The sequence below is a fragment of the Actinoplanes sp. NPDC000266 genome, assembly GCF_042899005.1.
In the GTDB taxonomy this organism is placed as follows: Bacteria; Actinomycetota; Actinomycetes; order Mycobacteriales; family Micromonosporaceae; genus Actinoplanes.
This window is the reverse complement of sequence record NZ_JBIAZI010000001.1, coordinates 428752-439457: the sequence shown is the minus strand read 5'-3', so window position 1 is coordinate 439457 and position 10706 is coordinate 428752. Positions and strand designations below refer to the sequence as shown.

At 69.8% G+C, this 10706-nt stretch carries 9 protein-coding genes; 2 read left to right on the top strand and 7 right to left on the bottom strand.

The window, feature by feature from the left end; all coding sequences use genetic code 11:
• From ACFY36_RS01660 to ACFY36_RS01645, 4 genes are all read right to left on the bottom strand, one after another.
• The gene (locus ACFY36_RS01660) at positions 1-864 is read right to left on the bottom strand and encodes a carbohydrate ABC transporter permease (protein ID WP_499743945.1); all 864 of its coding nucleotides are present in this window, start codon (positions 862-864) and stop codon (positions 1-3) included.
• 10 nt (positions 865-874) lie between these two features.
• Positions 875-1828 (bottom strand): carbohydrate ABC transporter permease, encoded by a 954-nt coding sequence (locus ACFY36_RS01655; RefSeq protein WP_499743944.1) that lies wholly within the window; start codon positions 1826-1828, stop codon positions 875-877.
• Between the two features lie 4 nt (positions 1829-1832).
• The gene (locus ACFY36_RS01650; protein WP_499743943.1) at positions 1833-3125 is read right to left on the bottom strand and encodes a carbohydrate ABC transporter substrate-binding protein; all 1293 of its coding nucleotides are present in this window, start codon (positions 3123-3125) and stop codon (positions 1833-1835) included.
• A 124-nt stretch (positions 3126-3249) separates the two neighbouring features.
• On the bottom strand, positions 3250-4230 hold the full coding sequence (locus ACFY36_RS01645; RefSeq protein ID WP_499743942.1) for a LacI family DNA-binding transcriptional regulator: 981 nt from the start codon (positions 4228-4230) through the stop codon (positions 3250-3252).
• A 57-nt stretch (positions 4231-4287) separates the two neighbouring features.
• Here ACFY36_RS01645 and ACFY36_RS01640 point away from each other — a divergent pair, with 57 nt between their 5' ends.
• Complete coding sequence (locus ACFY36_RS01640; protein ID WP_499743941.1) at positions 4288-6093, top strand: glycoside hydrolase family 35 protein; 1806 nt, start codon at positions 4288-4290, stop codon at positions 6091-6093.
• A 16-nt stretch (positions 6094-6109) separates the two neighbouring features.
• Positions 6110-7348 (top strand): GNAT family N-acetyltransferase, encoded by a 1239-nt coding sequence (locus ACFY36_RS01635; RefSeq protein WP_499743940.1) that lies wholly within the window; start codon positions 6110-6112, stop codon positions 7346-7348.
• A 359-nt stretch (positions 7349-7707) separates the two neighbouring features.
• Here the strand turns inward: ACFY36_RS01635 and ACFY36_RS01630 are convergent, their stop codons facing one another.
• Genes ACFY36_RS01630 through ACFY36_RS01620 form a run of 3 tightly spaced genes read right to left on the bottom strand, consistent with a single transcriptional unit; the run spans position 7708 to position 10702 of the window.
• Positions 7708-8625 (bottom strand): hypothetical protein, encoded by a 918-nt coding sequence (locus ACFY36_RS01630; RefSeq protein WP_499743939.1) that lies wholly within the window; start codon positions 8623-8625, stop codon positions 7708-7710.
• Entirely contained in the window at positions 8622-9725 is a 1104-nt protein-coding gene (locus ACFY36_RS01625) for an ABC transporter ATP-binding protein (RefSeq protein WP_499743938.1), read from the bottom strand. The genes ACFY36_RS01630 and ACFY36_RS01625 overlap by 4 nt, the downstream gene beginning before the upstream one ends.
• Entirely contained in the window at positions 9722-10702 is a 981-nt protein-coding gene (locus ACFY36_RS01620; protein WP_499744840.1) for an ABC transporter ATP-binding protein, read from the bottom strand. Before ACFY36_RS01620 ends, ACFY36_RS01625 begins: the two co-directional genes overlap by 4 nt.
• Between the last annotated feature and the right edge of the window lie 4 nt (positions 10703-10706).

Below are 10706 nucleotides of genomic sequence, written 5' to 3'. Positions count from 1 at the left end.
TCAACCCTTCACGCCGCCGGCCGCCATGCCCTCGATGAGGCGGCGCTGGACCAGGGCGTACACGATGAGGACGGGGACGATCACGATGACCATGCCGGCGTAGAGGCGCCCGTAGTCGGCCGCCGCCTTCTGCGCGGTGAACAGGTTGAGCAGGCCCACCTGCACGGTCTTGTTGTCGCCGGGCAGCAGCGTCAGCGAGATGATGAAGTCGTTCCAGTAGGCGAGGAAGTTGAACAGGATCACCGTGGTGACCGCGGGCCGGGCCATCGGCAGCATGATCCGGGTCATCACCGCGAAGCGGGACGCGCCGTCGAGCGAGGCCGCCTCCTCGTAGTCGGCCGGGATGGACCGGAAGTACGCGGTCAGCAGGTAGATCGTGAACGGGATGGACGTGGCCGCGTAGACCAGCGACAGCACGGCCGGGTTGTCGATGAAGAAGCCGTCCGGCAGGACGTCGACGAGCGCCCGGTCCCAGTCGACCAGCATCAGGAAGATCGGGACGACGATGTAGTTGACGTTGACGAACAGGCCGGCCAGCAGCGCCACCTCGACCAGGCTCTTACCCCGGAACTCATAACGGGCGATGACGTACGCCGCCGGAACGCTCACGGCCAGCACGAGGACCAGCCCGAGGACCGTCACCACCAGGGACAGCAGGAAGTACTGCCCGATCTTGGCGTCGACGAAGGCGTCCACGTAGTTCTGCCAGTGCAGGCCCTCGGGCAGCGTCCACGGGCTGCCGTAGAACTCGCCCTTCGTCTTGACCGACGCGAACAGCACCCAGCCGACCGGGATCGCGATGAGCAGGGCCAGGATGCCGACGAGCAGGTTGGTGAGGCCGCGGCGGGCCAGGATCGTACGCATGAGTCGGTCCTCAGAACTGGAGCGGTTCGCGCTTGGTGGCCCGGCTGACCAGCAGCGACACGAGGAAGGAGAAGGCGAAGATGACGACGCCGATGGCCATGCCGTAGCCGTACGACGAGTTCGTGTAGGCCTGCTTGTACATGTAGCTGAGCAGCACCTCGGAGGCGCCGTCGGGACCGCCGCCGGTCATGGCCCGGACCAGCACGAAGCTCAGGTTGACCGCGCTCATGATGAAGAAGGTCAGCGTGGTCCGCAGGTTCTGCCAGATCAGCGGCATCGTGATGGTGAAGAACTGCTTGGCCGCGGTGGCGCCGTCGAGCGACGAGGCCTCGTACAGCTCCTCGGGGATGCTGGCCATGCTCGACATGTAGAGGACCATGTAGTAGCCGAGCGACTGCCAGACCATGGCGATGGCGACCGACCAGATGACGACCTTCTGGTTGCCCAGCCACACCTGTTGCAGCCCGTCCAGCGACAGCAGCCGCAGCGTGCCGTTGATCAGGCCGTTCTGCTGGTCGTAGAGCGCCGAGAAGATGGCGGCGATGACCACGACCGAGAGCACGTTGGGGATGTAGAGCACGAACCGGTACAGGTTGCGGCCGCGCAGCTTCTGCCGCGTCATGATGGCCGCCAGGAACAGGCCGCTGCCCATCGTCACGATGGTGACCACGACCAGCAGCGCGACCGTGTTCTGGAAGGCCCGGATGAACTGCGGGTCGTCGAGGAGCTTGGTGAAGTTGTCCAGCCCCACGAAGCGCATGTTCGGGGAGAAGCCGCTCCACTGGTAGAGCGACATCCGGAACACGTTCACGGTCGGCCAGATCATGAAGACCGCGAACAGGATCAGCGCCGGCAGCAGGCAGGCGGCCACGAACTTGCCGTGGCCACGCTTCCTCGGCCGGGCCGGAGCCGGGGTGGTCACTTCTTCCCCGGCTCCGGTGGAGGGTGGCGAGAGTGTGGTCACCGCGTCAGGAGCCCGCCTGGCGCAGCTTCTCGCTGGCGTCGTTCAGGGCCGTCTGCCACTGTGCCTCGGTCTTGTCGCCGCTGATGATGCTGTTCGCGGTGTCGAACAGGGTGGCTTTGATGTCCACTCCCTCGACCGGGGCGGTGCTGGCGAAGCCGCCGACCAGCGCGGCGACGCCCGGCTGCTCGTACAGCTTGTAGAACGTCGCGTTGTCGCCGGTCAGGGTGTCGGCGATGCCCTTGACGGGCTGGATGGCGCTGGACCTGGCGAAGATCTTCGCGGCCTCGTCGGAGTAGAGGTAGGCGACGAACTCCTTGGCCGCGTCCTTGTTCTCGGCCGCGCTGGGCACCCACACCGACTCGACCGAGGTGGTCAGGTACTGCTTGTCGCCGGTCACCTTGGGCAGCGGGGTCAGGCCCCACGCGAAGCCCTTGGCCCGGGGCGCGTCCTTCATCTCGCCCACGATCCAGGTGCCGTTCGGCATGAACAGCGCCTTGTTGTCGAGGATCGACTGCTGGTTCTTGGTGAAGTCCTGCTCGTTGGCGTAGCCCACGGTGGTCGGGGCGGCGTACGAGAGAAGCTTGGTCGTGATGTCGAGGACCTGCTTGGCCTGCGGGGTCTGCCAGACGCCCTGCTTGTAGGTCATCACGTCGGTGTAGAACTGCTCGCCGCCGACGTCGGCCAGCAGGGCGAAGAAGTACGAGTCGAGGTAGCCCGCGGTCGGATAGGTGAACAGCGAGATCTTCTCGGCCTTGGCCTTGTCGCCCAGCGCCCACATCTCGTCCCAGGTGGCCGGGACGGTCCACTTCTTCTGCTCGAACAGGGCCTTGTTGTAGACCAGGCCGGTCGGCGCGTAGTACATCGGCATCAGATAGGTCTTGTCGTCGCCGTACGGGTTCGTGTTCAGGTTGCCCACGATGCCGTCGGTCAGGCGGTCCTTGACCTGGTCACGCACGCCGCTGAGGTCCTCGAGGCCCTTGTCCTTGATCAGGGTCTCGGTGAGGCCGGCCTTGCGGCCCTGCCCCAGCACGACGACGTCGGGGAACTTCCCGGCCTTCATGTTGGGGCTGATCTCGTCCTCGATGCTCTTCGAGATCTGCAGCTGGATGTCGAGGCCGGGGTGGCTCGCCTTGTAGGCGTTGATGACCTCGGTGTACATGTCCTTGCCGTAGCCGCCCTCGAGCGCGGCGACCTTCAGAACCTTGCTGTCGGAGGCGTCGTCGCCGCCGCCACCGCAACCGGCGAGCAGGCCGAGCGCGGCGATGGCGGCTCCCGCCCAAGCCAGGGTTTTTCTCATGTTATGGGGGTCCTTCCCGTGGAGCCGCAGCTCGTGCCCCGGCCATGGTTGCCGCCGGACGTTGTTACGGTGGCATCGATAACATCAGGAATCAAGAGTCGTTCACAAATTCGCAATGATGACGTCAACTGGGCGCGGCGGTCGACGCGCGCACGGACAGTGTCACCGCGGGCACCTTCGGTTCGCCCGAGTTCAGCAGCAGCGCGACCGCGGCCTCGCCGGAATGGTAGAAGTCCTGCCGCACGCTGGTCAGCGGCGGGTGGCAGTACTCGGCCAGCGCGATGTCGTCGACACTCACGATCGACACGTCCTCCGGCACCGACCGGCCACGCTCCCGCAGCGCCTTGATCAGCCCGAACGCCATCTCGTCGCTGGCCGCGAAGATCGCCGTGACGCCCGGGATCATGGCCAGGATCTGCCCCTGGCGATAGCCCGACTCGGGCGACCAGTCCCCCTCGAGCGGCGGCGGCGCCTCGATGCCGGCCTCGGCCAGGCACCCCTGCCAGCCCTGGCGGCGCTGCCGGGCCTCGATCCACTCGTCCGGCCCGGCCACGTGCCACACCTGGCGATGCCCCAGGTCGAGCAGGTGCCGGGTGGCCACCCGGCCCGCCTCCCGCTGGTCTATGCCCAGGACGCGGGCGCCCTCGGTGCGCGATCCGTCGAGCGTCACGGTCGGGATGTCGCGGGTGATGTCCTCCATCTTCTGGGTCACCGAGATCAGCGGGACGGCGATGACGATGCCGTCGACACCCTGGTCGGCCAGCTTGGTCAGGGACCGCTCCATGAGCGCGGTGTCGAGCTCGGCGATGGTCGCGATGCTCACCGCGTATCCGGCCCGGCCCGCCGCCGCCTCCACGCCGGCGGTCACCGCCGACCGTGAGTAGTAGCCGCCGGCCTGCAACAACACGAGCCCGAGGGTGTGGCTGCGCCCCGAGGACAACACCCGGGCGGCGTTGTTGAAGCGATAGCCGAGCTCGTCGACCGCCGCCAGCACCCGGCGCCGGGTCTCGGCGTTCACGTTGGGCGAGTCCCGCAGCGCGCGCGACACGGTCTGCGCCGACACCCCCGCGGTCCGGGCCACGTCGGCCATGCTCGGCTGCCTCATGGTGCTCCTTCGGTGGCCCCGTTGTTATCCATAGCATCCATAACATAGCCTCACATCGTGATCGAGTCCCCCGCGCCGGAGATCGCCCCGGCACCGCCGAGCACCGCCGCCCTCACCTGGCGCCACCGCCGCCTGCTGCGGCACGGCCGGGAGCACCGGATCCTCTCCGGCGCCCTGCACTACTTCCGGGTGCACCCGGAGCTGTGGACGGACCGGCTGCGGCGGCTGGCCGCGCTCGGCCTCAACACCGTCGACACGTACGTGGCCTGGAACTTCCACCAGCCCACCGCGGCCGCGCCCCGCTTCGACGGGTGGCGCGACATCGAACGGTTCATCACCCTCGCCGGCGACGAGGGCCTCGACGTGATCGTGCGGCCCGGGCCGTACATCTGCGCGGAATGGTCCAACGGCGGCCTGCCGAGCTGGCTCACCGCCCGCGACGTGGCCCTGCGCAGCGCCGACCCGGGCTTCACGGGCCCGGTGGCCGAGTGGTTCGACGAGCTCGTCCCCCGCCTGGCCGCCCTCCAGGCCGGCCACGGCGGCCCGATCGTCGCGGTGCAGATCGAGAACGAGTACGGCAGCTACGCCGACGACCACGAGTACGTCCGCTGGAACCACACGGCCCTGGCGTCGCGCGGCGTCACCGAGCTCATGTTCACCGCCGACGGCCCGACCGACCTGATGCTCGACGGCGGCGCCCTGCCCGGCACCCTCACCGCGGCCACCCTCGGCTCGAAGCCCGAGGCGGCCCGCGCGCTGCTCGCGTCCCGCCGTCCCGACGAGCCGTTCGTGGTGGCCGAGTACTGGAACGGCTGGTTCGACCACTGGGGCGAGAAGCACCACGTGCGCGGGGTGCCGAGCGCCGTGCGCACCCTGGAGGGGATCGTCGCCGACGGGGGCAGCGTCAGCCTCTACATGGCACACGGCGGCACGAACTTCGGCCTGTGGGCGGGCGCCAACGAGGAGGACGGCCGGTTCCAGCCCACGATCACCAGCTACGACTCGGACGCCCCGATCGCCGAGGACGGCACCCTGACCCCGAAGTTCCACGCCATGCGCGCGGTGCTCGGCGGCCACGGCCCGCTGCCCTCGCCGCGCCCCGTCCTGCCGCCGCTCACGGTGCCGCTGACGCCCCGGGCCGGGCTGATCGACGGCCTGCGGGCGGTGCCGGCCCCGGCCACCGGGGGGCCGCGGCCTCTCTCGTTCGAACAGCTCGGGCTCGACGCGGGGATGGTGCTCCTGACGGCGTACCCGTCAATCCCGAAGGGCGACCACAAACTCACCGTGACCGACGCGCGCGACCGTGCCGTGGTCCTGGCCGACGGGGTCGTGCTCGGCGTGGTGACGCCGCTGAGCCCCACGCTGCCGCTGACGGGCACCGGCGCCACGGTCCGCCTGGAGATCCTGGTGGAGAACCTGGGCCGGGTGAACTACGGCCCCGGCCTGGGCGGCCACAAGGGCGTGCTGGGGCCGGTGCTGATCGACCGCCGCATCGTGTACGGCTGGGAGAGCACCCCGATCGCGCTGCCCGACTGGACATCGGCCCACCTGGAACTGGCCACGGCCGCCACCGGCGCGTCGGCCACGGGCTTCGCGACGGCGTCCTTCGAGCTCTCCGCCCCGGCCGACACCTTCCTGGCCCTGCCCGGATCGGGCCACGGCCTGGTCTGGATCAACGGCTTCCTGCTGGGCCGCCACTGGGAGATCGGCCCGCAGGAGACCCTCTACTGCCCGTCCCCGCTGCTGCGGGCCGGGCGGAACACGGTGACCGTGCTCGAACTGGACCACCTCGGCCCCACCCTGGAGCTGCGGGAGGCGGCGTCCCTGGGCCCGGCCGAGGAGTACATCGAAGAGTTCGACTGAGCGATAGCCTGCGCTCGTGGACATCTCCGCGTTGGCGCTGCGGGCGCAGGTGGCGTGGCTGCGCGGCCTGGCCGGCGCCGGCTTCGCGCAGATCAGGGCCGGGGACGGATTCGCGGTGTCGACCGGGCTGGACTCCAACACGGAGAACGGCGCTGTCATCACCTCCTCAGTCCGCCCCGGCGACCTGGACGGGTTGCTCGGCTGGCTGCGCGAGAGGGCGGTGCCCGCCTCGGTGCTCGTCACCGGCCCGCCGTCACCGTCGTTGACCGCCCGGCTGATCGAGCGAGGGCTGGTACCGGAGCGCTCCGGGCACAACATGGGCCGCCTCGTGACGTCTTTCGACAGCGGCGTCGCGAGCCCGTGGATCGGGGAGGTGGCCGACATCGAGGAGCTGCGCCGGAACCAGCGTGTGTACGCCGATGACGGCTGGTGGCCGGATCCGGCCGAACTCGACCAGCGCGTCGAGGTCGCCGCCCGCCTCGGCTTCGGCCCCGCCCATCCGGTCCGCCACTGGACCGCCACCCACGAGGGCCTCCCCGTTGGCGCCGCCACGTCATTCCAGTTCGGCGACGCGGTCCTGCTGGTACACAGCTGCGTAGTCGAGGGCCGGCGCCGCCAGGGAATCGGGACCGCGCTCACCCGGGTCCGGCTGGCCGCCGCGATCGCCCGGGGCGCCGTCGAGGCCGTCGTCTTCCCCTCACCGGACGGCTACCACCTCCACCACTCCCTCGGGTTCGGCCTGGCCCCGGTCCACCCGGACCGCTGCTTCCACCTGCCCGTCGAGAATCGAGTGAGCCTCAGGGCGGTCGAAGTCGACGATCTTGATGTGTTCTATGAGCATCAGGCGGATCCGGGGGCGGCCGCGATGGCCGCGTTCCCCTCACGTGACCGGGAGCGGTTCGACGCCCACTGGGCGAAAATACTTCTCGACGATGCTGTTGTCGCGCGGACGGTTCTGGCCGACGGCGTCGTCGCCGGCGCCATCAGCAGTTGGCGGGCCGACGGCCGGCGGCTGGTCGGTTACTGGATCGGGCGTGAGCACTGGGGGCGTGCCGTCGCGACCCGAGCACTGGCCCAGTTCGTGCACGAAGTGCCGGAGCGGCCGCTCTTCGCTCACGTGGCCGTCCACAACGCCGGCTCGATCCGCGTGCTTCAGAAATCCGGCTTCCAGCGCGACCATGCGCGGGAAGCACTGACCCCCGATCCCGAGGAGTTCGTCTTCGTTCTCAGGGGCAGGAACTCCGGATCCGGATGAACCGGTGGAAACCACGAAGCGCCGAGCGTGAGGTCAGGTGGGCGTTGATCAAGCCCGTTCCGGTGCAGTGGCGCCAGGCGCGAGGTGGTCCGGGGATCCGGCCGCCGGTGCATGACCTGCGGGAGATCGTCAATGCGATCTTTGTATGTGGCGCGGACCGGCATGGCGCGGGAGTGGGAGAAAGACGGAACCACCGCGCGCATCCACGATCTTCTGCGGTCACGGCGCGGGCCTGGGCATCGACGTCGAGCGGGCGCCACGCCGTGCGGAGAAGGGTTTTCATGTCCTTCCGCGCGGTGGGTGGTCGAGCGGACGTTCGGGTGGTTGATGCAGCACCGATCAGCCGCGCCCGCCGTCTTCTACGACTCGGGCGGCTCGGACGGCTCGGGTCGTGGCCAGAAGCAAGCGACGAGGATGGCCAGGATCGGGAGCACGGACAGGATGGCCAAGGGCTCGGCGCCCCGGATCACGAAGCCGCCCCAGAACACCGATGGGCCCGCGCCGTTGCGGTCCGTGTTCGCCAGCAGGGAACCGGTCGCGGTCGGGATGTTGCCCAGGCAGGCCGGGGTCAACAACGCCAGCGTGGTCGCGCAGAGCCACACGTACACCCGCTGCCGGCGCGGGCCGTACCGGCGCATCCGCCTCGACGTGAACAAGCCCAGCAGCACGCCCAGCACGGCGCCGGCCACGCCTCCGATGATGGTGTCGCGCACGTGGCCGGGCGGCTCGGCCCACATCAGTTCCAGTCGCAGGGCCGACGGGTAGGCGGCGTCGGTGATCTGCACGGCGGCCAGGTAGCCGTCGCGGGTGCCGGTCACCTCGGCCGAGGACGGTGCCGACGACGACGCTGACGACGTGGAGACGACGGCGACGTCGTTCCAGCCCTGGGCGCGCATCCGCTGGTCGACGGCCGCGGTCGTCTGCTCGAAGCTCGTGCCCGGGGGCACGGTGCCGTTCACGCCGGCCCGGCCCGCCCTGACCCCGGTGCCGCCCCACAGGGTGTTCTTGCTGTACGGGTTCCAGAACGTGCTGCGCCCGTAATATTCCACCCGCTCCTCGAACGGGCCGGGCAGCACCGTTCGGGCCAGGCTGATCGCCGTGGCCTCGCCCGGTGTCTTCGACGGCACGTCGCGCCACGACAGCCAGGAGCCGAGCGCGATGCCGCTCAGGCCGCCGAGCACGGCCGCGAAGGCCGCCACGACGAACGCCCGGCGGCCGAACCTCGCGAGGGCCGCCGGGCCGGACCGGGCGGGGCGGGCGGTGTCGAGCATCGTCATGGGGCGGGCACGTCCGTTCGGGTCGGGATCAGCTCCGGGCCGACGCCCGGGGCCGCCTCGGCGTCCGGGCGGACGATCTCGGCCCGGACCTCGTGGGGCTTCAGGGCGCCGGTGCGGATCTCCTCGGCGAAATGGCAGGCTACCCGCTGGCCCGAGTCGTCGAACACCCGCAATTCCGGTCGCTCCGCGGCGCAACGCGTCTGTGACCAGGGGCAGCGGGTGCGGAAGCGGCATCCGCTGGGCGGGTTGGCCGGGGACGGCAGGTCGCCGGCGAGCAGGATGCGCTCGCGCTGGTCCTCCACGTACGGGTCAGGGATGGGCACGGCCGAGAGCAAGGCCCGGGTGTACGGGTGCAGGGGGCGCCCGTACAACTGGTCGCCGTCCGCCTCCTCGACCAGGGCGCCCAGGTACATCACGCCGATCGTGTCCGAGATGTGCCGGACGACGGCCAGGTCGTGGGCGATGACCAGATAGGTCAGGCCGAGCGACTCCTGCAGGTCGCCCAGCAGGTTGACGACCTGGGCCTGGATCGACACGTCGAGGGCGGACACCGGCTCGTCGGCCACGATCAGTTCCGGGCCGAGGACCAGCGCGCGGGCGATGCCGATGCGCTGCCGCTGGCCGCCGGAGAACTCGTGCGGATATTTGTTCAGCGCCGACGCCGGCAGGCCCACCGAGTCGAGGGTGGAGCGCAGCCTCGTACGCATGCCGGCCTTGTCCTTGTGCAGTCCGTGCGCCTTGAGGCCCTCGACGAGCAGGGACTCCACCGACTGGCGCGGGTCGAGGCTCGACATCGGGTCCTGGAAGACCATCTGCATGCGCCGCCGGAACCGGCGCATCTGCTCGCCCTCGAGCGCCCGGACGTCCGTACCGTCGAAGGTGATTTTCCCGTTCGTCGGTTCGACGAGGCGGAGCAGGCCGCGGCCCAGTGTGGATTTGCCGCAGCCGGACTCGCCGACCAGGCCGTACGTCTCGCCTCGCTCGATCTTCAGGGTGACGCCGTCGACGGCATAGACCCATCCGACCGTACGGTTGAGCAGCAGTCCGCTTTTGATCGGAAAGTGGACCTTGAGGTCGTCGATCTCGACCAGGGAGCTCACACCGGCACCTCCTGCGGTACGGGGTTCGTGCATCGCAGCGCGCCGCCGCGGAAGGTCGGCTCGAGGGGCACCGTCTCGCCGACGCAGGGGTCGACCACCCGGTCGCAGCGCGGAGCGAAGGCGCAGCCCTCCGACCACGGGATGTTGTCGCTCACCGAGCCCCGGATCTGGTGCAGCCGCCCGCCGCGCTCGACGTCGAGGCGGGGAACCGACTGCAGAAGACCATGGGTGTACGGATGTCGCGGCGCCCCGAAGAGATCGTGCCGGGCCGCCCGCTCGACCACCTTGCCCGCGTACAGCACGTTCACCGTGTCGCAGAGCCCGGCCACCACACCCAGATCGTGGGTGATCATGATCAGGGCCGTGCCGGAACCCTCGACCAGCTCCTTGAGCAGGGTGAGGATCTGCGCCTGGATGGTCACGTCCAGCGCCGTGGTCGGCTCGTCGGCGATCAGCAGCCGCGGCTTGCAGGCCAGCGCGATGGCGATCAGCGCCCGCTGCCGCATGCCGCCGGAGAGCTGGTGCGGGAACTCCTTGAGCCGCCGGGTCGGGTCGGGGATGCCGACCGCGTCGAGGAGCTTGCGAGCCTCGCGCAGCGCCTCCTGCCGTTTCTTGCCCTGGTGGCGTTCCAGCACCTCGGCCACCTGAAGTCCGAGAGGGATCACCGGGTTCAGCGAGGACAGCGGATCCTGGAAGATCATGCCGATGTCCCGGCCGCGCCGGTCCCGCAGCTCCTGAGGGCGCAGCTTCAGCAGGTCGGTGTCTTCGAAGAGGACCTCGCCGGTGACCTTGTTGCCGCGCCGGGGCAGCAGGCCCATGATGGCCAGGCTGGTCACCGACTTGCCGCAGCCGGACTCGCCGACCAGGCCGACCGCCTGGCCCGGCTCGACCGTGAAGCTGACGCCGTCCACCGCGGTGAACGGCTTGTTGTCACGCTGGAAGACCACCGACAGATCACGAACGTCGAGCAGGGGCATGCCG

Bases quoted from the DNA above. Each gene is read 5' to 3' on its own strand.
- ACFY36_RS01660 (WP_499743945.1), bottom strand. From the start codon at position 864: ATGCGTACGATCCTGGCCCGCCGCGGCCTCACCAACCTGCTCGTCGGC.
- ACFY36_RS01630 (WP_499743939.1), bottom strand. From the start codon at position 8,625: ATGACGATGCTCGACACCGCCCGCCCCGCCCGGTCCGGCCCGGCGGCC.
- ACFY36_RS01650 (WP_499743943.1), bottom strand. From the start codon at position 3,125: ATGAGAAAAACCCTGGCTTGGGCGGGAGCCGCCATCGCCGCGCTCGGC.
- ACFY36_RS01645 (WP_499743942.1), bottom strand. From the start codon at position 4,230: ATGAGGCAGCCGAGCATGGCCGACGTGGCCCGGACCGCGGGGGTGTCG.
- ACFY36_RS01620 (WP_499744840.1), bottom strand. From the start codon at position 10,702: ATGCCCCTGCTCGACGTTCGTGATCTGTCGGTGGTCTTCCAGCGTGAC.